The following is a 22327-nucleotide window of genomic DNA, read 5'->3' on the forward strand; positions in this document are numbered from 1 at the left end:
TCCTCAGGTGTGAATCTGGTTCTAGGCATAATAAAATCCCCTTAAGATTAATAGATGAATTATTGTTTTTCATCTGTCAACCTTAAGGGGACTATAGCAGAATATTCTTCTGAAACAGCTGATTTTTAAGTTATGTCCCAGACTTACGCTTTCCGGCAATATTGACTAAACTCCCGCCTTACCGTTCGCCAAACTTGAACCGGAACGCGGTGGGGAGGACGGTCAAAGCCTGAGAAGCGGTCTTTGACCTCGCTTTGAGCCAGAAAGTCACTGTCTCAAAGACGCCATTTTTCAAGCAGATCACTTGAAAAATCCCACGGCTGGGTTCAAATTTGGCTCACTCACGGCTACCTAAAGTGATAACTATCACGCCAGTTACGGGCCAATAAAGTACCGACCATGCCTGTTCTGACAACAATGGGACTAAAACTAGGTAACTTGGTGGTCCCTTCGCCTTAACGGCCGGCAACTATGAGCTGGAGTGGTGCGAACACAACTCGAAGCCTCAAAAACTACGAGTCTACAATCTTGGTTTTCTACTAAGCCAGTAAGAAGTGTACTTACTGACTAAGTAGAAAGACGCACCTGAGCTCATATCTGTCGACCTCTCGGCTTACATTGTTTTCTCAGACAACTCTGAGAATAACCGTAACGGTCGTTATCCATTGAATCTCCAAATACCAGGTAGCTGTGGACTACAGCCATTGTCGTGATAAAACACAATCAGCGCCGGAGGAGGCCAGGGATGGAGCCGGCCGTGAGAGTGGTGTTAGCTGGCGCTTTTTCAGCCAGCTTACAGCACGGGCGACTTTGGAGACACGTGGTCTTCGTGGCTTCAAATCGAGCGAGAAGACTGGTGTTCTGCCAGTCTGAAGCGTCCCCACAGCAGGTGGAATCCCTGGCAGCCGGAGTGCGCCCAATTTAGGCTAATTTAACGGTACGACTGCCTACCGCGTTCCGGTTCAAGTTTGGTGAACGGTAAGGCGGCAGTTACCTGTGACATTAGGAATTACCACTATTTTTAACGTTCAATCTTTAATCCGTTATTTCACTAGCGGCACGAACTTTTTCGCGCAACTTATTTTTTGCTGCTTCATCAATGAAGGCGCCATCGATGGCGTTTAGGGTGAGTTGTTCCATGAGGGACCAATTCAACCCGAACTTTTCGTGAAGCGTGACGAACTCATCCGTCAGCGTCACGTTGGAAACGGTCCGATCGTCCGTGTTGATGGTCACCTTTAGACCGGCACTGAGAAACTCGGAGAGCGGAAAGTTCTCGTAACCTGCTACGGCCTTGGTCTGCACGTTACTGGTTGGGCACATCTCGATGGTGGCACCGGCGCGCTTGGCCTGTTGAATGGTGGCTGGAAAGCCGCTCATGTGAACTCCGTGGCCGATTCGTTTGGCTCCCATGGTCAGAGAGACGGCCACGTTGTCGACGGGGCCCGCTTCGCCCGCGTGGAGGGTAAATGGTAAGCCAGTGGCGAGACCGGCCTTGACGGCTTCGGATAAGTCGAGCGCTGGGTGGTTGAACTCATCGCCGGCAAAGTCTAAGCCCACCACGCCCTGGTCGGCAAATTCGGCGGCCGTTTGGAAGACCTCAATACATTCGGCTGTGGGCCGATCGCGCATAGCGCAGACGATGGCGTTGACAGGAATGCCGAAGTGCTGGGTCCCTTCATGTAGTCCCTCTAAGGTAGCGGCTAAGGCTTCTTTGATCGACAGGCCCTTGGCGGTAAAAATGGCTGGAGCAAAGCGGGTTTCTAAGTAAATGATGCCGTCTTCCGCTGCGGTCTGGACCATGTCATAGCCGGCGATTCGTAGTTGTTCCGGCGTTTGCATGAGGTCGGTCACCACTTGGAATCGTTTTAAGTAATCAATCAGACTGACGGTATCGAGTGGCGCCGTCACCAGCTGGCGCAAGTCGGCATCGTCGGCTGGCAATGTCGCACCAGTGACGGCCGCCATTTTGCGCAGGGCGGCAAGTGAGATGGATCCATCCAAATGACAGTGTAATTCAACCTTGGGATATTGACGAACTGCGGTTTCGGTAAAAGGTTTGACTTGGGACATTGCTGAACTCCTCCTTCACTAACTTCCTTACAGTATACCATGAAAGCGTTTTCTATCTAGCCTTGACATGCTAAATTAACCAACCAGATTGAACGAGAAGCCGAATTTGGGTTGACGTCAGTTATTGCGATGAGCGGCAAGGTTGACACATGATTTCGTGCTTTCCGTTTATAAATGTTAGTTAAACTAATTAATCCGGTTTAATAAAATAGTTTATTTGCTTGAAATCCCTTACAATACCGGTCAAATAGCGACGCGTGAGTTAACAATCTGATTGCAAATTTTACAAATGAGAAATTTGAGTGAAAAACGTTGTTTCGCGGAGCCAAACATTATATGATTAGTCTAATCATCAGGCCGTTTACACTGCGGTAGGTGAAAATTTCGGGCGGCCAATGGATTAAATTCACAGGGCCTTTCCTAGGCAGGTGGATTACCATCATGAATATCAAGGCCACCAACTATCAGTTGCCTATGATTTATTAAAATTTAATGTCAAATCGAGTCGGCAAGTGCCGACAACCTAAAAATAACGCAGCAATACTTAGTACAAAAGAAGTAAATGAATTTATTAGGATGTAAATAACCAGGCGTACAACCGTTGGGGGAGTATCACCAGTTAGCACTGTTACTGGTTTTTTAAGAGAAGGAGCAATTTCATATGAATCAAACAAACACGCGGCTTACGCGGACACTGTTACGTAACCAGCGCGCGGGGAAACGGCGGTATATCAGCGGGTTCGATGGCATTCGGACGTTGGCCGTTTTGGGAGTCATTATTTACCATTTAGCACCGTCAACGCTGCAAGGGGGCTATTTAGGGGTTCCGATTTTCTTCGTGGTTTCGGGGTATCTGATCACGTATCTCTTGATTCAAGAGTGGGATACCAACAATTCAATTGACGTTCTGGGTTTCTATGGACGGCGGCTGAAACGACTGTACCCGGCACTGGTCACGATGCTGTTGGGAACGACTGCCTATATCACTTTGTTTCAGCGCGACTTGTTGGTCAATATTCGTTCGACGGTCATGACCAACCTGATTTATGGTTATAACTGGTTTGAGATCAATCATGGCCAGTCGTACTTTAACCGCTTTAGTGGGGAGTCGCCATTTACGCACCTCTGGTCACTGTCGATCGAAGGTCAGTTCTACTTGGTCTGGCCAGTTGTCGTTATTTTACTGCTCTTATTTGTTCGTAAACGGTCACGCATCCTCGCAATTCTGTTGACGGTCGCGGTTCTGTCGGCGTTGGGGATGGCCATGATGTACGATCCCGCCAATACCAACCGGGTCTACTATGGGACCGATACGCGGATGTTTGCCATCTTACTGGGGGCTAGCATGGCGTTCGTTTGGCCGGCACATAAGTTGAATGCCAATGTGTCGCGTAACCACCGCTTGTTATTGGATGCGGTGGGCATAGTCGCCTTACTCCTGCTGATTCACATGTTCTTCACGATGAACGGTCAGGCTGCAAGTACGTACCGTGGGGGGATGTTCTGGTTCACAGCACTATCCGCTGTGTTAGTCGGCACGGTCGCCCATCCAGGGAGTGATATGAACCGGATCTTAACCAACCGGGCATTTACTTACATTGGCAAACGAAGCTATGGGATTTACCTGTACCAATTTCCCGTCATGATCTTCTATGAATCACGGGTCAACATTGGCAATCACCCGTTGTTGAACTCTTTGGTGGAAGTAGCGCTGATCATGGTGGTCACGGAAGCCAGTTATCGCTGGATTGAAAATCCAATGCGGCATTACCACTACGGTCAGTTGACCAACGATGTCATGCGTTACTTGCATCAACCGCGGGCGCATCGACTAGCCAATACGTTAGGCGTGGTTGCGGCACTACTGTTTGGCTTAACGGCTGTGGGCTTTGTCCAACAACCGGCTGCGGCGAAGCCAACCGCCCTACAGAAGACGATTACGGCTCGTTCAGCTGCGACGAAGAAGAAAAACGAAGCAGCCATTAAGAAACAAAAGGCATTAGCCAAGGCGGCATCAGAGAAAAAGCAGAAACACGACAAAGCCGTAGCCTTCTCTAAGATGTCGAAGGCGGACCAGAAGACTGCGAAGTTCTACTTCTTGACTGCTGATGAACTGCAGTCTAGCAAACAAACCGCGCTGACCGCCATTGGGGATTCCGTGTTGCTGGATGATTCCGGTGACTTACAGGATGTCTTCCCCGGCGCCATCGTTAATGGGGCAGTTGGTCGGCAAGCGGCAGATGTTCCGGGTGTCATTTCGAGCATGGCCCAACGTGGTCAGTTAGCCAAGAACGTCCTGATCAACATCGGGACTAACGGGTACATCACGCCAGCGCAGTCTGATCAGATTATTCACGCTATCGGTGCGGATCACCAGATCTTCTGGGTCACGGCCCACGTCCCAACGCGTGAATGGCAGAATTCCGTCAACAACCGGATTCAAAAGACGGCGGATAAGTACAAGAACGTTCACGTCATTGATTGGTACACGACAGCGAAGAATCACCCGAGTTGGTTTGTTGATGATCACGTTCACCCGAACAATACCGGGAACCAGTACTTCACGTCGCTGATTGCCAAAACCATCGCGAAGGTCAATGGCTAGTTTCTAAGCGTCAGCTTTACCGACGTTAGTGAACTGACGACCCTTAGATAGGGGCAACGGCGCTGCTAGCTAATATAACAAAATCGTTTCAATAGTCGTGTAACCCTTGATATATCAGGGTTCACGGCTTTTTTGTTTCTTCACTAATAAGGCCCCACAATGTAAGTTGGCTGAATTTACACATCAACCACATTTTTTTCGGTGAAACTGCTAAATTCAAGGGGTATTGACTAGCTAAAAAAGGGCGACGTGGTATTATGACAATGAATTCAAGATGAATTCAGGAATACAATCTACTGGGGGGTAATTGTTATGATGAAAAAGGTTGCAATGATCGCGGCGGCAGCAGCTATGGTATTACCATTGGGTTTAGGGGCTATTGCTCCCGCTAATGCCGAAGTTACTGCTTTCGCGGCCACCAAGGCGGCTGCCAAGAAGACCACCTACACGTTGGCCAGCAGCAAAGCCGTCAAAAAGGCAGCTTACCACGTTAAAAGTGGGAAACCAGAATTATTTAGCGCCTTGTTTGCAGCAGACAAGTCTACTGTCAGCTTAACTAAGAAGGGGACGTTAGCTGGCGAAAAGACCTACTATGCAACGAAGAAAATGGTAGTCACGAACAAGGCAAAGAAGGAAACTTTAGTCTTTGTCACGAGTGGCAAGACGTCCGGTTGGGTTAAATTGTCCAAATTGACCGCCGGCATGTTCAAAGCGGCTGATGGCAACAAGGCCGGTGTTAAGATGGCAGATGCCACTACAGCTGGGGCTAAGGTAACGGCAACCGCTAAGAAGACGACTGCGAAGAAAGCAACTGCCAAGAAGACGGTTGCTAAGAAAGCAACGCCGAAGAAGGCTGTCGCCAAAAAAGCAACTGCCAAAAAAGCAACTGCCAAGAAAGCAACCCCTAAGAAGGCTGCTGCTAAAGGCACGACCTTTACTTTAGCTAAGTCTGTTCAACTCAAGAAGACCGCTTTCCATTTCAAGGGCACGAAGCCAGCTTACTTCTCCGGCAAGTTTGCCGCTGACCAACCTAAAGTAACGTTGACTAAGAAGGGCACTTTAGCCGCTGGTAAGACTTACTACGCAACTAAGAAGATTACGGTTAAGCAAGGCAAGAAGAACGTTCAGTACCTCTTGATCACGAACAAGGGCTGGGTTCTGGCATCACAATTAGTTGCCGGCAAGTTCTAGGCAATTAGTTCAAGACAAATACGTTTCCAGAGTGAGTCCGGGACAAAATTCCCGGACTCTTTTTGCGTTCCGAACGTCTATGGCTGAAACGTGGAACCAAAGGCAGTCAACTCCGCTTAACCCCGATAGACAAACAATCCAAGCCCGGAATTATTCGGCTATCGAAGCATCGTTCATGCTCATTGACTAACCGCATCTTGTCCCACTCTCTTGATTTGGTCTAAAACTAGGTGGTGGTCTGTTTTTTCGGTCGGCTTACAGGGTGTTCCCAGACAACGCCGAGACTGACAATAATTATCGTTATCAATTGGCTTCCAAACGATAGCTAATGCCCAAAAGTTACCCCGATTTTCGGGTCACAATTTACAATATTTACGACCACGTGTAAACGGAACACGACCTGTCGTAATGGCTGTCAGATTAAGGTTTCTTAACGTTTCTTAGAACTTGATAAGGTCTAAAAGTAAACGCTTTACAATGCATGACAAAGCAAGCATAATGGAGTCGTAAAGGCACGAAGAATCTACGGAGGTGTTTTTGATATGGTTAAAACAAAAGCAGTAATGATCGGTGCTGGTTTAGCAAACATGGCCGCAGCGGTTTACCTGATTCAAGAAGCCCATTGGCGCGGTGAACAAATTACGTTCTACGGCGTTGATATGCACGGTGCTAACGATGGTGGCGATACCAATGAATTCGGTGACGAATATTGGAACAAGAACCATCCGCTGGATAACCAAACAGGGTACGTTGCTCGTGGTGGCCGGATGCTGAACTACCGGACATACGTTGATTTAATGGACTTACTCGACCGAATTCCGTCTGCAACCGAAGAGGGGATGACGGCCGCCGAAGATACCCACGATTTCGACTCGCATCACCGGACCTACGACAAGGCACGGCTGTTGCAAGGCGGCAAGGGAATCATTGATGGTGGGAAGTTAGGCCTTAACAATAAGGACCGGGTCTTACTCTCCAAGTTAGTTCTGATGCCTGATGAGGAAGAAACTAAGCTCGACAACATTACAATTGCCGAATACTTCAAGGACGATCCACACATGTTCCAAACTAATTTCTGGTACATGTGGGAAACGACCTTTGCCTTCCGCATCCAAAGCTCCGTTCAAGAATTACGGCGCTACATGCACCAAATGATTTATGAATTTACGCAAATTGAACACTTAGTCGGGGTTAACCGGACCCGTTACAACCAGTTTGAAAGTATCATGCTCCCACTGATCAACTACTTAAAGGATCAAGGGGTCACCTTCCTCGACAACCGGATCGTCACGGATTGGGAATTTGCCGACAGCCCACTGCAAGACGAGATTACCGTTACGGGCTTACACGTCAAGAACTTGGAGACTGAGAGCGAAGAGTTAGTGGACATTGATGACGACACCGCAGTCATCTTTACCAACGGCTCCATCACCGACTCGGCGACGATGGGTGACTACAACACGCCAGCTAGAGAAAATATGGAATACGGCATCAGTGCGGCCTTGTGGAAGAAAGCCACGGAACGGTTCTACAACTTAGGGACGCCAGATAAGTTCTTTAACGACCGGAAGAATTCCGAATGGGTCAGCTTCACCTTGACCACGAAGAACCACCTGTTGCTAAACGAAATTACGCGGATTACCACGCAGGTTCCTGGGAACGCGTTGAACTCCTTCTTGTCCACGACGCCAATCACGCCATTGGGTCAAAAGGACATTAACATGTCGATCGTGGTGCACCACCAACCACACTTTACGACCCAAAAACCTAACGAATCCGTTATCTGGGGCTACTTCCTGTACCCACGTCGGACCGGTGAGTTCGTCCACAAACAGTACATCAAGATGACTGGTAAGGAAATGGCTCAGGAATTGATTGGGCAACTGTCCAAGGTCGATCCAGGTCCAAACAATATTAAGGACAAAGAACCAGAAATTCTGGACAGCATCATCAACAATATCCCGGTTTACATGCCATATGCTTCAGCATTGTTCAACAACCGGGCCAAGTCAGACCGGCCAGAAGTTATTCCAGCACATTCCACCAACTTAGCCTTCACCGGTGAATTTGCGGAACAACCTTACCAGATGATCTTCACGGAACAAAGTGCGGTTCGTTCTGGGGAAATTGCGGCTTACCACTTTACCGGTATTTCCATGGACAACTTAGTTGATACACCACGTTACGATAAGGATCCGAAGACCTTGTTGAAGGCCACGAAACGGATGTTTAGCTAACTTTTAAATTTCGGGGTAGAGCCAGTGTGCGACTCGTCTTCCTTGCGACATGACGCATTCACTGTGGGCACCTTTACCCCCGACCAAAAAGACAACCAACTCGATGACGAGTGGGCTGTCTTTTTTTTGCGAGGTTGAAACTGGCGAACCACTATAGTGTGAGTGTACCGTTTAGCAGCTTGGTGGGGGTCAGAAAAGGACTGTAGACTGTCAGTTTGAAAAGAAGGGGGAGTTAGTCGAGCAAGCGATGGGGTGTGGAGAATTCGCCATGCTAAACTAACGACTGAATCGAGGCGGATGGGATGACTGAGAAACAGGCGTTATGTTCTGAGTTGACTGGGCAGCGAGGCGCAATGTGGTTGTTGGGTGGCTATTCGGTAGCCAATACGTTCAGTAAGATTGGACTATCTTACGCAATGGGGTGGTTTATCAACTTGGCCATTGCCGGTCAGATGACACGGGTACTAGGGGTTGGTGCGCTTGCACTAGCGGCCTTAGGGTTGATCTATGTATTTTCCGTCAGTGTGACCGCCACGCGGCTGGCAATCATGCAGCGCGTACAACAACGGTTAAAGGCTAAAATTTACCGCAACGTCTTCCAGCACGATTGCCGACAAGCCGGTGTGTCGACTTCAGACGCCTTTAACGTGGTAGAAACGGTGGTGCCCACGCTAGCGACGGATTATTTTGGCAGTCGGCTGAGTCGAATCGGCAACATTCTACAAGTGACGCTGTGTTCGTTAGCCCTGTTGTGGGTCAGTGTGCCGCTGTTTGGTCTCTTTGGTCTCATTTCAGCAATCCCGTTCTTGGTCAATCCCTTGATTCGGCGGCGATTTGGGCGCTACAAGGGCGTTCTTAATCGAGAGATTGCGGCGCACATGACACTCTGGACGGGGATTTTAAACGGACTGACGACCATCAAGGCGTTTTCTGCCACGCCGATTTTTACGCGGCAACTCACGCAGGCTGATGGTCAGTTGGAAGAGCAGCGACGCAACGCAACGTTGTGGGATGTACGAATCAGCCAGTTGTCGACGTTGCTGACAATGGGGGCACAGATTGGGTGTATGTTAGTGGCTGCCTTATTTATTCTGAACAGGCAGATTACAGTTGGTGATTTAACCATCACGATGCAATTACTGAACTATATCGTGCCAGCCAGCAATGGTCTAAATGTGGCTAACCTGAAGATGTCAGCAACGCAGCCGTTGCAACAGCGGATGCAGCCATATCTAGCGGTTACGTCCCCAGCGGCATCGCGCCATTTTAGGGTGGGAAAAATTGTGGTTAAAAATCTCAGTTATCGTTATGGGTCAGAGTCGCCCGTCTTTACCAAACGCAATATGACGTTTGACTATCAACAAAAGACGGCCATTATCGGTCCCAGTGGTTGTGGGAAAAGCACGTTGATGAAGATCATCGCGGGACAGCTGACGGGATATCAGGGAACGGTTACGATTGGCGGCGTTGCTGTGAAAGACATTGAGCAGACTGAGTTGTATCGACACGTGGTGTACATTGATCAGGCACCGATGATCTTTAGGGGCACCGTCCTTGACAACGTCACTCTCTTTGGCGCCATTCAGAGTCCTGTGGTCGACGAGATCCTACGTCGCTTAGGCTTGTTTGCCATTCGTCAGCGCGTGATCACGGCTGGAAATGCCCAGCTATCCGGTGGGGAACGACAACGAATATCCCTTGCTAGAGCATTGTTAGTCGCGGCACCGGTGCTGATTATCGATGAGCCGGATAGTGGGCAAGACCCCGTCACGTCAGCCATCATTCAGCGACTGATTTTTGGCCTGAGGGGCCGAACGGTACTAGTTGTGACTCATAACTGGGATGAAGCTTATTTGGCACGGTTTGAGCAGGTCGTTAGACTGTGACCGCCCGCTAATAGCATGCAAAAGGTCAGAATGAGGATAGCGCCAACTTTGTACCTAGATTAATAGAAACAAGGTACGAAGTATTAACCAATCATGGCTCAATTGGCACCGAATATTTAGCAATTGAATTTAACTTTTAAGATAGATTAATGCTGTATATAACACATTTAAAAGGGGTTTACTAAGATATGAAATTATGAAAAGAGCAGAGTGAAATTCTATAATTGAGTGCCAACTGGTGATATAGTGGTAAAAATAGATGGGCGGTGTAATCGTGCAAAATGTAGAAAAAGATAGGATTAGCATTCGGATTGATCGCGATAGAAAAGAAGCGGCACAGAAGGTTTTTAATGAGATGGGATTGGACTTGGGCACAGCTATTAATATGTTTTTGGCTCAGTCAATTCGTGATCAAGCACTTCCGTTCCAACCTTCAGTTTATGGCCAACGCCTCTCACAAGCTCTGAAGGAAGCAGCAAAGGGTGATGTTACAACTTTTGATACTGAACAGGACTTTTACCATTATTTAGATAATTTGGGGGACTAAATGAAGGTTAAGATGATCTAATTTTGCTACTACTGGATACCGGAACACATGATATTCTCAAGCTTCATTAGAAACCAAAAAAAGGTTAAGTATCAGCTAGTGTGGGGTTAGCTAATGCTTAATCCTTTTTAGCTAAGTAAATCTTTGTTAACTCGCCATGTCATTGACATTGACGCGGTGGGTCTTAGTCCCTTGCCAAAATGGGATTTTAACCACGCCCATGACCTTGTCAGCGGCAACGTAGCCCCAAGCGCGACCGTCCTCGGAAATGCTCCGGTGATCGCCCAGCACAAAGTAGTGGTTGGCGGGAACGGTATTGCCCTGGTATTTCCAATTACCAGCTTTGGCAAGGCTCCCTAACGTCCAGTTGCCAGTTCCCGTTGTGCGTTCCGCCTGACTGATGAAGGATTGCTTGATGGGGCGATTGTTGACGTAAATGTAACCGTTCTTGCTAACGACCTTGTCGCCAGGCAGACCAATCACCCGTTTAACGTAGTTGGTATTCGGTGCGGCGGTCGGATCTTCCCCGTAAGCATCAAAAACGATGACGCTGAGACGCTTTAATTTAAGCGGTTTGATCACACCCATGCGTTCCTTGTCGGCCAGGTTAGGTTCCATGGACCCACCGGAGACCTTAACGACTTCGAACAAATAGGTGCGCACGACCAGGACGACTACCAGGGCCACCAGAATAGGCACGACCCAACTTAAGATGCTACGTAAAATTTTCATGACGAATTGAATTCCCCCAAATTAAAGTTGACCTCGCCGTTTAACGGCAAGCATATAGCCTGTATTTTAGCATAGCCCATCTCATTCTTAGCTCGTTTAGCGAAATCTTAAGCAAAATGACGAGAAAGTTTGTGCAAAAGGTAGCGCTTTCAATGAAAATATGTAACAATAAAGAAGCAGAACAGTTCACAACAGGTAATACGAGGAGGAAACAACATGGCAGATCAAAAAGAATTACTGGCAGTTGCAACGGCAATGCTCGACAAAGCTTACACGCCTTACTCTCATTTCCACGTTGGCGCGGCAGCAGTCGGTGCTAGCGGCAAAATCTATGGTGGCTGTAACATCGAAAATGCGTCGTACGGGGCAACAAATTGTGCGGAAAGAACGGCGATATTCTCAGGCATTGCTGCGGGTGAGAAACACTTCACAGCCCTGTTAGTGACTGGGAACACGGACGGTCCCATCGCCCCTTGTGGTATTTGTCGCCAAGTCATCGCCGAATTTTTCGACGCCGACGCACCAATTTATCTGACCAACCAAAAGGGTGCCTTTACCGAAACCACGGTGGAAGGAATTCTTCCGGGTGCCTTTACTGAATTGAAGTAAAACGTTACAGCGTTTGAATTTTTTATGTGGAAAGTGGGACATCAGGCGGTTAAGCGCAACAAACTGCTTGGTGGCGCACGTTTCGACACGATAATGGCAAAAAATAAAAGAGGCTGTGACATAACTAGCCTCTATACAGACAAATGAGACAAGAAACCGAACTTTGATTTCTTGTCTCATTTGTCTTTGTCTTCTGTTCTTAGAACTGGTCCCTAACGTAACCAGTTTCATGATGTTTAGGGCCATTATGACGAGTCCAGCCTCTTTTTTGACCTTCTCAAGTCCTCGTACCGAGAACCGATTGAAACGCAAAGAAGCCTTCATCTTCCCAAAAATTGGCTCAACATCAATCTTCCGTTGTCCATAGATATTGCCAGTTTTGGGAGCTGAAAGTAGCTCTCGTTGTTTAGCCTTAAAGTATTCCCAAGCCTCATTTACTGAAATTCTTCGTAGACTACCTTTTGGAGTCAATGCTGCGGCAATTAGGTTATGGTTCTCGTCGTATCTTTCAGCGACATATTTTTTAAAGTCACGTGTGAACCCATACTTATCGGTTCGTTGCCGATAGGTCTTGAAGTTAAATCGAATTCCCTTGGGGTCAATAAAATAGTCGTCTTGCTCACAGTAATCCCAGTTCATGACCTTTCGATCATCACTTTTCCATTTACGACTGTTTTCTTTAAGCATCGTTCCGTATGGAATTAGCGCTACATGACTGCTTAGATCGTCCTCTAAGTATCGATAGTTACTTTCTGAACCGTAACCGGCATCGGCTACGATGGTTGATCCTAAGGTATCGTGGTGTTTCAAATGTTGTGTAAATTGTTTGAGTGTCCGCGTGTCAGTTGGATTTTGAAATAATTGATGATTTTCTTCTGGAATGTAGTCTAATGCAATACTCAAAGTGGTTTGATTCATGTTATAATAATCTTGCATATTGAATGTCCTTTCGGGGATAATTTCGCGGAGTATCGGCGGCCACCGATACTCTTTTTTATTTTCTATTATATCAAAAGTGGTGCTAGGAAAATCCGAAGATTTTCCTAGCACCACTTTATTTTAGAGACTTATGTCACAGCCTCAACTTTTATTTACACCACTATATCAAAGCGCGCACCGTCAAACAGCTTACGCGCATGACGCTTCCCTTTTCGTTATGCCAAATTAATCAGCCACGTTTGGTAAACTGCCGGCTGTAAAACTGCCCCCATAATCATTTTGGTTAAATCCGCCAAAGCGTCTGGCGTATCGGGATAGAGCTGCTGTTGAACACCCGCCGCATAGTGAAAGACTGGTCGAGAGAGAAAATAACGCAGGAAATTCACATCTGTCGTTCGTAAGACCTGCTGCTCTCTACCAGCACGCAACATAGCTTGAATCCGCTGATTGGCCTCATCATCCACCTTTACATGCAGCTGATGCTTTAACTGAACATCATCTAAGAGTACTTGTAGGGCCGCTACTGTCGCTGGTTGCGCACGAGCAAACCGGTACAGCGTCTGAATACTGGCCACTAATTGGCGAGTCATCGGTGCCTCGTCATCGATACCTTTCACTACGGCTAGACTTTGTTCGTGCACCGTCACTTGAAAAACAGCCGCTAGTAACGCTTGTTTATTCTCAAAATAAATATAGACGTTTGATTGCGGAATCCCGGCTCTTTTAGCTACCTTGGTGGTTGAAAAATTGGCGAGTCCAGCCTCCGCCAAGAGGTCAATTGCCGCTTTTATCAACCGATTATACTTATCTTCATCCTTTAATTTCATGGCGTTTTGCTCCCCTCAATATCTTTTCTTTAGTTTATCAGTTGACAAAGTATAAGTCTATCTTTTATAATGGATTCCAGTTTAAAAGATAGACTTATACTTTAAAAGGAAGTCCTTATTGATGAAAATTATTTTAACCGGATCATTAGGTCACATTAGTCGTCCCGTCGCTGAACAATTAGTTGCTGCTGGTCACGACGTCACCGTGATCAGTCATAACCCCCAGCGCGCCGCAGAAATTACTACTTTAGGTGCAACACCTGCTATTGGCAGTATTGCCGATGAAGTCTTCTTGACACAAACTTTCAAGGGCGCCGACGCCGTGTACCTCATGATTACCGCGGCAACAGATGGCGCCAATATTTTTGCAGCAGGCAGAAAACAGGCGACCATTTATGCCAACGCAGTCACGGCGGCCGGAGTTCAGCACGTGGTCAACCTCAGTAGTGTTGGTGCTAACTTAGGACCAGAAGTCGGCTCCCTTCATATTTATCAAATTATCGAAGGTGTCCTCACCGCGGCACTTCCTAACGTTAATCTGTCCTTCATTCGCCCAACCGGGATGTACTATAACTTGTACGGGGCATTGACCAGTATCAAACGCGACCACGCCATCTATACCAACGCCGACCTGGCGAAAACCCAATCTTGGGTCGCACCAGCAGATATTGTGCCAGTCGTCTTGGCGGCGCTACTCACGCCACAACCCGGCGTGACGAGTCAATACGTTGCTAGCGATGAACAGACTTACAACCAAGTGGCCGCCATTCTTGGGGCAGCACTCACCATGCCTGATCTCAAAGCCGTTCACGTTGACGATACCACCTTGCTCGCCAACATGACGGCGGCAGGTCTACCCGTCAATTTTTCACAAGAATATGTAAAGACGGGCGCCTATCAGCGCGACCATGACTTCTATGCGGATTATCGCGCGCATCAGCCAGTACTCGGACCAACAAAATTGACCACGTTTGCCCAAGAACTAGCGCAGGCTTATCAGCAAGTTTAAGAAGGCGTAAGACCCAGATGACACTATTACGATCAATGTAAAGTTAGCTAATCATCAGGTGGGCTGTTCTGTGTTTATCTGACAAACTTTTAAAATTTGTGGTATTTATAACGTAGTGAACACCTATTGATTAGTCGACCACGTGCTTCATAAAATGCAGCGGCAGAAGAAAACTAATAACGTCAGCACGTTTCAGTATTTGACTTGAAGTGAGATCGTAATATGTTTAAGTCAGTTAAGTTTTGGGCTCTGATTTTATTCGCCTTCAAACTTAAAGATGCTTTTATAGAATCGCCATTTCAATATGCTTGGTTTATAAATCTCTTGATTGGAAGCTTGGCGCTCTTGGCATTAATCCGTACAGCTATTAACGACAAGTACCCACCTGTTAATTTTTTAAAATGAGGCATCTACTATTTTATGCATCGAACGCCCTCTCAGGATAATTTTGGCGGGTGTCGGGTGCGACCGATGCTCTTTTTATTTTAGTTATACCAAAAGCTGGTTACGGAAAATCCTCAGATTTTCCGTAACCAGCTTTTGTTTTGGAGGCTTATGTCACAACCTCTTTTGAGTTATGCCGCAGGTCCTTTTTGTCGTGGTGGGAAATGTGGCCTGGTGGCAGTGATGTTGTCAGTTAGCTTAAGTGAGTTAACGTACCTAACACGTTAGAATACTACTTTGAACAAATTACTTTGACACACACAGTAGTATGTGATACATTAAGACCATCGAAAAAGAAAGGAAGTGGCAGCATGGCTGAGATTATTTCCAAAGATCTAATCCGGGGCCATACGGATACCATCATCTTGAATATCCTGCAACAGGGGGATAGCTATGGGTACCAAGTGGCCAAGCGGGTGAAGGAACTCAGCGCAGGACACTATGAGTTGAACGAAGCCACGCTGTACACCGTCTTTCGCCGACTGGAAAAGAACGGGGCGTTGACCGACTACTGGGGCGATGAAACGCAGGGGTCACGCCGCAAGTACTATCACGTGACGGCAGCCGGCCGCGAGTTACTCGCAGAGAATACGGCGGCCTGGCAATTTGCTAAGCCAATTATTGATGATTTGATCACCGGAAAGATTACTACCGAGGAGGACTAGGCATGGATAATATTACGATGGACGTGCGCACCCGTCTGGATCAACTTTTCAGTCAATATCAGCCATCACGGGCATTGACAGAGCTTAAAGAAGAATTGGTGGGCGACCTGACCGAGGCCGTTACGGAAAAAATGAATCAGGGAATGGCCGCGGATGCCGCGTTGGACGAGGCCATGGACCAATTGGGTGACATCGATACGTTGCTCAAGGACGTTGCGGCAGAAAATAGTGATCAACAGGCGGCTGATGCCGATGCTGAGACTGAAGCTGATGAGAAGCAGGAGCGGGCCAACGGTCAGACGGATGATAGCACTGACGCTGACCACGATACCACGATTCACATCGACGAAGAGAACGGAGAAGACCGGGTCCGAATCGGTAAGTTGAAAATCGTCGGCGACAAAATCAGCTGGGGCGACCACGTCATCGTTGATGGTGACAACGACAAGGTTGACCTTGGCGGCTTGGTCAAGGTCGATGGGGACCACGTCACCGTTGCGAATGGTATTGTTGATGTAAAGGGCGATGATGTCCGGATCAATGGTGAACGGCCCCGCCGGACTTATGTGGAGTCTTTACGGTTGGTCAACACCCAGTCCTTTGCACCAACCGACCTGAATCTCTTGAACATTGACTACCGCGACGCTGCGGTTAAAATTGGCCCGGCTGCTGGTGATAACATCGTGGTCAACGAGTATATGAGTCGTGACAACAGTCGCTTTTACCTGCGTTCGACGCATCGCGGTAGTGAGCTTAATATCAGACAGGGCGATCGGCCACATCTCTGGCCAGTCCACATGCGCGCCGAGATTTTCCTACCAGCACAACTAAAGGGCAAAGTCAGCGTCCATGTTGGCAACGGTAGTCTAGAAGTCAGTGACCTTAACACACCGCTGATTGTGGATGCTAAGGCAACGAATGGGAGCATGCGGGCATTCGACGACCACGTTCAGCTCTTGAACATGAATTCAGCGAATGGCTCCGTCAGAGTCGACCAGAGCAGTGCGGACAAATTTAACTTGTACAGTCGAAACGGTAGCGTCAAGCTAAAACAAACGACTGGGGCCAGTGCGATTGAATCCATGAATGGGAGCGTTAAATTAAGCGACTACGTGGGCAATACCATCGTCAATAGCCGCAACGGGTCCGTCAAGTTTGAGAACGTCACGGGCCGGGTCGAAGGCTATACCGCAGATGGCTCGGTGCGGGCCCAAAACTTGAACGGTAGTGGTGTCTTCCAGTCCAAAAACGGGAGTATCAACGTGCAGGTCAATCAACTGACTGGCGATATTACCGCGAAGAGCAGTAACAGTAGCGTGACGGTTCAGATGCCGATCATGACGGATTACACGTTCGATGCTAAGAACGATGACAGTCGCGTTGAGGTGCCCGAAGAAGCCACGTTAACGTTGAGTGACAAACACCACAAAATCGGCCAAGTTGGTGACCAGCCGGAAGCCAACGTGATTGCCCAGACCAAGAACGGGAGTGTCCATATCAGCTAACTCCTCCAGCTGAAATGGTGGCAATTCCGGTACGCTGACGTGACCCCTTCACGTCAGTCAACTCGTAAAATCCTTAAATAGTCGTAAAACCGTCGATCACCTGGTTGGGTGGTCGGCGGTTTTTGCTGGTTGCCGATGATTAAAACCGAAAAACGTTATGCGGTTAGTAAGGTGAACTAACTATCTGGTTGCAAATAAAATCGAGTCAATAAAGGCCTCGATTTACCAGTAGTTACAACGCTCACGTGAAAAATGAAAGCTTGTTTTGACAAGGTACCTAGTTATTTTGACGTTGGTAAGGTAACTTTGAATGGAAAGCGTGAGGGTGGTTGTTATTTGGTGAAAATGGGGGCTGACATGCTATGCTATGACTATAAGTTTAGGCTGACCATGACCGATGACAGTAACGTTTGCGGATAATTACATGTTTAGATGATTATTAATGAAAATGACACGCATATTTACACTCTTATCCCCTCAATCAATCAATCTGTATAATTTTCTGATTGTTACCAGTTCACCCAAAATGGGGTACAGCGGGTGTCTGGGAGTGCGGTATAATCAGGGTAGACTAGGACTAACTAAAAAGGGCTTTTCTCCGGGTAACATGCACGGAAAAAAGCCGAATGGGTTCAATAAACGTAACGTTTGTTGCTAATTGTAAAGAAAAAAGCAACAATTTCGCGAAAAGGGTTTCTTTTTATTGCAGGAGAGGTGATACTAGGGGAAGCTACTTGGCATTTTGTTCGTAGAGGTGCCACCAAGGTTGCGATTGGTGTAAGTCGATCTGTGTGATTTGTGTCAGTGGTATTTGACGTGATCTCCCTGCTGTGAGGCCTAAGTAAACGGTCGAGTCGGTGAGGTAGTCAACGGTTCCCGTGTACGTCACGTCATGAAATATTAGTGAAGTTACTTGATTATTTTGGTAAGCGGCTCGCAGAAGGGGCCGAATTTGTTGGCTAGAAAGTTGCATAAGACTCATCACGTCCTCGGAAAAGATTAATTCCATTATAGAACGGATGTTCGTTTTTGCAAACCTGAAATTTCATTTTACCCAGTTATTTAATTGAATAGTGAAATAGTCGTAGGGTTAGCCACTTTAGAAATATTGGTTGGTGACGTGGCAATAATTATCGGCTACAATTAAGTCCCGTAGCTGTGCAATTCTTAAGAGAAAAAGGTAGTGTCTACCGCTATCTTAGAAGGAGTAATGGACTGATAATGACTGAAACGACTAATGAGGCTGTAACGGAAGCCCAACTGAAAAAAGAATTTGACGATTTGTACATGCATATTTTCAAGTACATCGGCGACTTCGTTTCCATTCCCACTCAGAAGTACAATCTGACTTTTGAAGCCTACATGGTGATGGACAACGTGGCTCGGAGCAAAAACGGCCAGACCTTAGTTGAGTTAGCTAAGTTAGAGGGCGTCTCCAAGAGTGCGATTGCGCGGCAGGTTAATGTTTTGCTGAAAGAAAACTATGTGATGCAAAAAGTTGATCCTAATGACCGGCGGGTGAAATACATTACCTTGACCGCTGCGGGCAGTCGGGTACAACGGAACTTGGCTCAGGCTACAGACGAACGGTTCCATCGGTGGTTAGGCTTCTTCGGCAAGGACGAAGCTGAACACTTTATTGAAGTGCTGCATCGCGCAAACGAACGCGCCATTGCAGCTGGCTTTGTTGGTTTTGACAGCTTGCACGACAAGCGTCGGAACTCCAACCGGAGTCACCGGGGCTAATTAAATGACATTTCTGAGACGACGATGCGGTGAACTGACCGGTCGTCTTTTTTTCTGCACTTTTTTGGGAGGCAACTAGCGGAATCGCTTCATGATAGTTCGTTAGGATTAATCGTCGCCAGTAATTTCGACGTCTGCGGGGAGTATCTATAATCTGGGAAACGGTCCTCTGACTTTTAACAATTATGAGTCGTCAAAGCATTGCTGAGATAACGATATCTGACTGTCATAATTGCTCACAGCCTAGGCAACTGTGAGTGAGTCGAATTGGGACCGGAATGCGGTGACGAAAAGGGCGCTAGAATTGGCCACAACATTCGGACAATTCTAGCGCCTAATTGATTAATGGTTAGAATCAAATGGTTCACGTAATGCCAATATCAGCCGGGAGGGCAGTCAAAATAGGCTCAGCCGTGGCATTGTCTTAGCTGAGTGGTCTGCTCAGGTTAGACAAAACCGAGTTTTGAGACCTGAACTTTGGGCTCAAAATCGTGTTCACAGCGTTCCAGCCTATTTTGACTGCCCGGTAAGGCGGTTGACAAGGACCAGATGAGATTTAACACGAGCTACTTCAACAGCTCAGGGTTGATCCGGTGGTCCTTGAAATAGAACTCGCGGTCGTGGTCGTTGACAGCACGCATGACGTGACAAGGCGTGCCCACGGCAACAACGTTATCTGGTAAGTCCTTGGTGACCGTACTCCCGGCGCCGATAACGACATTGTTGCCAATCGTCACACCAGGCAGGACAATGACGCCAGCACCGAACCAACAGTTTTTACCGATATGAACCGGCGCATTGTACTGATATTCCTGTTCCCGGAGTTCCGGCAGGATGGGGTGACCAGCCGTGGCGATGGTCACGTTGGGGCCGAACATGGTGTGATCACCCACGTAGATGTAGGTGTCATCGACCATGGTGAGGTTAAAGTTGGCGTAGATGTGGGCGCCGAAGTGGACGTGGTGGCCACCGAAGTTACTGTGAAATGGGGGTTCGATGTAGCAGTCGGGGCCGATGCTAGCGAACATCTCCTTGAGCATGGCTTGACGTTTGGCCCCTTCCGTGGGACGCGTTTGGTTAAAGTCGTAGAGCTTGTCTAAGCATTTCTCCTGTTCGCGGGCAATGCTGTCATCGCCAGGAAGGTAGAGATCAACCGTGTGCAGTTTGTCTTTTTCCATAGTTAGCAATCCTTTCGAGTTGCGGCTGGCATCAGGCGTCAATCGCAACCATTAGTCTACGCTCATTATACAACAGTAAAATGGCAAACATGACGACGTAGAGGATTAAGGGGAGCCAGGCGTAGTTGAGGACGATCATGTGCTGGGTTGCCGTGTTTTGGGCGTGGTTGGCAACGTAGCCTGAGAAGTGGAAGAGACCCGCAGTCACCAGACCACCGAGGCCCAGACCAACGTTGACGCCGAAGTCATCGGTCGAGGCCAGAATCCCCTCGGCCTGAATGCCCATGGCCATCCCGTAGCGAATCGTATCGGCGATCATGATGGACACGAGGCCAATGATGAGACCATTGCCGATTGAGTTGATCAGGATACCGGCAAACAAAACAACGAGGTGGTTCAGTAAGACCCCAATGGTTAGAATCAGCTGTCCTAAAGCGGCGAGCGCGATTCCGCCCAGCATGGTACGCTTCTTGCCCCAATGGTCGGCAGCGTGCACGATAAGTAAGACGCCAATCAGTGCGGCAAAGGTGAAGCTGTTGGCCCATGGCACCAGCGCTTCGCTGTGCTGTAGGTATTTAAAATAGTAAATCGTGGTCTGATTTTTAATCGCGGTGGTCAGCCAGTACAGTAAGATGACGACGGAAATGACCAGCCACGGCTGATTCTTGCGGAGCATGGTGCCGACCGCGTGCCAGGATTGGTGGGACTGGTCGGGATTAGTAAAGCGTTCACGGACGTGGAAAAAGGTATTCCAGATGAGCGCGAGGGAAATCAAACCGAACAAGACGATGGTCAACAGAAACCCGCGTTGCTGACTGCCGTGACCGAAAAAGGCGACCAGTGGCAGGGTGAAGATGGCCACGATGATCTGTACGGAGCTGCCACCGAATTGACGAATCACACCGAGCAGGGTCAATTCCTGCGTATTTTGGGTCATGGTCGGTAGAATCGACGTGATGGGCAGGTTGACGGCGGTGTAGAAGAATCCTAGCCCCAGGTAGGTCACATAGGCCCAGATGAGTTTGCCAGTCCCGCTAAATGGTGGGGTGACAAAGGTCAGGACGGCGAAGAGCACGTAGGGGAGCGCGTACCAGAGAAAGAATGGTCGACTCTTGCCCCATTTAGAATGCGTGCGGTCGATCATGAGCCCGATGATGAGACTTTCGACCACGTCAGCAAGGCGCGCCACGATGAAGAGAATGGCGGCGGCACTGGCGGACAGACCGTAAACGTCGGTGTAAAAGAAGAGCAGGTAGGTGGTCATCATCTGAAAGACCAGGTTGTCGGCTGCATCGCTGAGACCGTAGCTGAGGCGTTCTGGCCATTTTGTTTGCCAAGGTTGATTCAAAGGGCAAGCCTCCTAAGAAAGAAAATGTGAGGACATAAAGGGCCAACCGACGAGCTGGAAGGGTTGGCCTGTAACGTTACTGTTTATTTTTCTCCGCGACTAAGCGACGGTAGACTTCGGCGCCAACTAAATCGTTGGTGACCATCCACACGATGTGGCCGAGAGATTCAGAGAGGTGTTCTTCCTTTGGCTGATTTTCGGGAGCGGGCACGGTGCCCATCAGTGGCATGATGCCGAGGTGAAAGGCGACCCAGATGGCGAGGCCGAACCAGGTGCCGGCATCCTTCTTAACGAAGGGCAGCTTTTCGCCAATAATTTGGTAGAGAACGGCGAAGGTGGTTGAGAAGCCAAAGTGAATCACGTAGCTGACCCATGGCAACTCGTGGCCGGAGTAATGGTAACTGGCATGCGTCACCTTGGCGGGCACACCGAACTGTTCCAGCAGAGTCTGCGGGGGATTGGTCGCATCGCGGGCTGCTGTCCGTGGTGGCAGCACATTTTCCCACCCTAACTTAACTAAGCCAGAAACGATGCCAGCGGCCCCGCCAGCAATGACGGCTGCCTTTAAGTCGAGGGGATGACGTTTTTTAGATTTAAATAAGGACATTAGGAATTCCTCCTTCAATAGTAATCACGACTTAAAGTATAGGCGTCTCTTATCTTTTTGGGTGAAAATTAGCTTGTAATCTCGTGCACAGAAGGCTGGTCCACTCACAGTCTGGCAGAAAAACGTCACTGCGGGCTGAGCGGAAAATTTTAGAATATGGTAAGGTGGGGAACGTAGCA

General features: G+C 48.2%; 17 protein-coding genes and 1 pseudogene. 10 read left to right on the plus strand and 8 right to left on the minus strand.

All coding sequences use genetic code 11. The features are described from left to right. Positions 1-1035: 1035 nt before the first annotated feature. Positions 1036-2073, minus strand: a complete 1038-nt coding sequence (gene add, locus FAY32_RS05015; protein WP_143462372.1) for an adenosine deaminase — start codon at positions 2071-2073, stop codon at positions 1036-1038. A gap of 661 nt (positions 2074-2734) precedes the next feature. Here add and FAY32_RS05020 point away from each other — a divergent pair. The 5 genes from FAY32_RS05020 (at position 2735) to FAY32_RS05040 (ending at position 10539) form a co-directional block, all read left to right on the plus strand. Further along, a complete protein-coding gene (locus FAY32_RS05020; RefSeq protein ID WP_143462373.1) occupies positions 2735-4678 on the plus strand; it encodes an acyltransferase family protein in 1944 nt (647 codons plus the stop codon). A gap of 312 nt (positions 4679-4990) precedes the next feature. Continuing rightward, complete coding sequence (locus tag FAY32_RS05025; protein WP_191988145.1) at positions 4991-5869, plus strand: hypothetical protein; 879 nt, start codon at positions 4991-4993, stop codon at positions 5867-5869. A 542-nt stretch (positions 5870-6411) separates the two neighbouring features. Beyond that, positions 6412-8106: an oleate hydratase gene (locus tag FAY32_RS05030; protein WP_143462374.1), complete on the plus strand. Its 1695-nt coding sequence runs from the start codon at positions 6412-6414 to the stop codon at positions 8104-8106. A gap of 302 nt (positions 8107-8408) precedes the next feature. After that, a complete protein-coding gene (locus FAY32_RS05035; RefSeq protein WP_143462375.1) occupies positions 8409-9992 on the plus strand; it encodes an ATP-binding cassette domain-containing protein in 1584 nt (527 codons plus the stop codon). Between the two features lie 274 nt (positions 9993-10266). Further along, positions 10267-10539, plus strand: coding sequence for a type II toxin-antitoxin system RelB/DinJ family antitoxin (locus FAY32_RS05040; protein ID WP_158727544.1), 273 nt, complete (start codon positions 10267-10269; stop codon positions 10537-10539). A gap of 147 nt (positions 10540-10686) precedes the next feature. On the opposite strand, the gene lepB is transcribed toward FAY32_RS05040, so the two are convergent. Next, positions 10687-11271: a signal peptidase I gene (gene lepB / locus FAY32_RS05045; protein WP_143462377.1), complete on the minus strand. Its 585-nt coding sequence runs from the start codon at positions 11269-11271 to the stop codon at positions 10687-10689. A 216-nt stretch (positions 11272-11487) separates the two neighbouring features. Here lepB and FAY32_RS05050 point away from each other — a divergent pair, with 216 nt between their 5' ends. Further along, positions 11488-11880, plus strand: a complete 393-nt coding sequence (locus FAY32_RS05050) for a cytidine deaminase (protein WP_143462378.1) — start codon at positions 11488-11490, stop codon at positions 11878-11880. A 105-nt stretch (positions 11881-11985) separates the two neighbouring features. On the opposite strand, the pseudogene FAY32_RS05055 reads toward FAY32_RS05050, so the two are convergent. Next, positions 11986-12747: pseudogene (locus FAY32_RS05055) on the minus strand (transposase); the annotation flags it as partial. Between the two features lie 287 nt (positions 12748-13034). After that, entirely contained in the window at positions 13035-13646 is a 612-nt protein-coding gene (locus tag FAY32_RS05060) for a TetR/AcrR family transcriptional regulator (protein WP_143462379.1), read from the minus strand. Positions 13647-13767: 121 nt separating this feature from the next. On the opposite strand from FAY32_RS05060, the gene FAY32_RS05065 reads away from it, so the two are divergent. The 3 genes from FAY32_RS05065 (at position 13768) to FAY32_RS05075 (ending at position 17269) form a co-directional block, all read left to right on the plus strand. Further along, positions 13768-14655, plus strand: coding sequence for an SDR family oxidoreductase (locus tag FAY32_RS05065; RefSeq protein ID WP_143462380.1), 888 nt, complete (start codon positions 13768-13770; stop codon positions 14653-14655). Between the two features lie 755 nt (positions 14656-15410). After that, positions 15411-15764 (plus strand): PadR family transcriptional regulator, encoded by a 354-nt coding sequence (locus FAY32_RS05070; RefSeq protein WP_143462381.1) that lies wholly within the window; start codon positions 15411-15413, stop codon positions 15762-15764. Positions 15765-15766: 2 nt separating this feature from the next. Beyond that, positions 15767-17269, plus strand: a complete 1503-nt coding sequence (locus FAY32_RS05075; RefSeq protein WP_143462382.1) for a DUF4097 family beta strand repeat-containing protein — start codon at positions 15767-15769, stop codon at positions 17267-17269. A gap of 730 nt (positions 17270-17999) precedes the next feature. Here FAY32_RS05075 and FAY32_RS05080 read toward each other — a convergent pair. After that, entirely contained in the window at positions 18000-18242 is a 243-nt protein-coding gene (locus tag FAY32_RS05080; RefSeq protein WP_143462568.1) for a hypothetical protein, read from the minus strand. Positions 18243-18490: 248 nt separating this feature from the next. Between FAY32_RS05080 and FAY32_RS05085 the strand changes: the two genes are divergently transcribed. After that, the gene (locus FAY32_RS05085; protein ID WP_143462383.1) at positions 18491-19015 is read left to right on the plus strand and encodes a MarR family winged helix-turn-helix transcriptional regulator; all 525 of its coding nucleotides are present in this window, start codon (positions 18491-18493) and stop codon (positions 19013-19015) included. 566 nt (positions 19016-19581) lie between these two features. Here FAY32_RS05085 and FAY32_RS05090 read toward each other — a convergent pair. The 3 genes from FAY32_RS05090 to FAY32_RS05100 all read right to left on the minus strand — a co-directional run bounded on the left by FAY32_RS05090 (position 19582) and on the right by FAY32_RS05100 (position 22148). Next, positions 19582-20193 carry a sugar O-acetyltransferase gene (locus FAY32_RS05090; RefSeq protein WP_143462384.1) on the minus strand — a complete coding sequence of 204 codons (612 nt, stop codon included), beginning with the start codon at positions 20191-20193 and terminating at the stop codon, positions 19582-19584. Positions 20194-20224: 31 nt separating this feature from the next. Then, the gene (locus tag FAY32_RS05095; protein ID WP_143462385.1) at positions 20225-21541 is read right to left on the minus strand and encodes an MFS transporter; all 1317 of its coding nucleotides are present in this window, start codon (positions 21539-21541) and stop codon (positions 20225-20227) included. A 76-nt stretch (positions 21542-21617) separates the two neighbouring features. Then, positions 21618-22148: a DUF1440 domain-containing protein gene (locus FAY32_RS05100; protein WP_143462386.1), complete on the minus strand. Its 531-nt coding sequence runs from the start codon at positions 22146-22148 to the stop codon at positions 21618-21620. Positions 22149-22327 lie beyond the last annotated feature (179 nt).

The sequence above is a fragment of the Levilactobacillus enshiensis genome, assembly GCF_007115095.1.
Lineage (GTDB): Bacteria > Bacillota > Bacilli > Lactobacillales > Lactobacillaceae > Levilactobacillus > Levilactobacillus enshiensis.

Bases quoted from the DNA above. Each gene is read 5' to 3' on its own strand.
- FAY32_RS05025 (WP_191988145.1), top strand. From the start codon at position 4,991: ATGATGAAAAAGGTTGCAATGATCGCGGCGGCAGCAGCTATGGTATTA.
- FAY32_RS05050 (WP_143462378.1), top strand. From the start codon at position 11,488: ATGGCAGATCAAAAAGAATTACTGGCAGTTGCAACGGCAATGCTCGAC.
- FAY32_RS05100 (WP_143462386.1), bottom strand. From the start codon at position 22,148: ATGTCCTTATTTAAATCTAAAAAACGTCATCCCCTCGACTTAAAGGCA.
- FAY32_RS05020 (WP_143462373.1), top strand. From the start codon at position 2,735: ATGAATCAAACAAACACGCGGCTTACGCGGACACTGTTACGTAACCAG.
- add (WP_143462372.1), bottom strand. From the start codon at position 2,073: ATGTCCCAAGTCAAACCTTTTACCGAAACCGCAGTTCGTCAATATCCC.
- lepB (WP_143462377.1), bottom strand. From the start codon at position 11,271: ATGAAAATTTTACGTAGCATCTTAAGTTGGGTCGTGCCTATTCTGGTG.
- FAY32_RS05030 (WP_143462374.1), top strand. From the start codon at position 6,412: ATGGTTAAAACAAAAGCAGTAATGATCGGTGCTGGTTTAGCAAACATG.
- FAY32_RS05090 (WP_143462384.1), bottom strand. From the start codon at position 20,193: ATGGAAAAAGACAAACTGCACACGGTTGATCTCTACCTTCCTGGCGAT.
- FAY32_RS05065 (WP_143462380.1), top strand. From the start codon at position 13,768: ATGAAAATTATTTTAACCGGATCATTAGGTCACATTAGTCGTCCCGTC.
- FAY32_RS05075 (WP_143462382.1), top strand. From the start codon at position 15,767: ATGGATAATATTACGATGGACGTGCGCACCCGTCTGGATCAACTTTTC.
- FAY32_RS05080 (WP_143462568.1), bottom strand. From the start codon at position 18,242: ATGCAACTTTCTAGCCAACAAATTCGGCCCCTTCTGCGAGCCGCTTAC.
- FAY32_RS05070 (WP_143462381.1), top strand. From the start codon at position 15,411: ATGGCTGAGATTATTTCCAAAGATCTAATCCGGGGCCATACGGATACC.
- FAY32_RS05035 (WP_143462375.1), top strand. From the start codon at position 8,409: ATGACTGAGAAACAGGCGTTATGTTCTGAGTTGACTGGGCAGCGAGGC.
- FAY32_RS05060 (WP_143462379.1), bottom strand. From the start codon at position 13,646: ATGAAATTAAAGGATGAAGATAAGTATAATCGGTTGATAAAAGCGGCA.
- FAY32_RS05085 (WP_143462383.1), top strand. From the start codon at position 18,491: ATGACTGAAACGACTAATGAGGCTGTAACGGAAGCCCAACTGAAAAAA.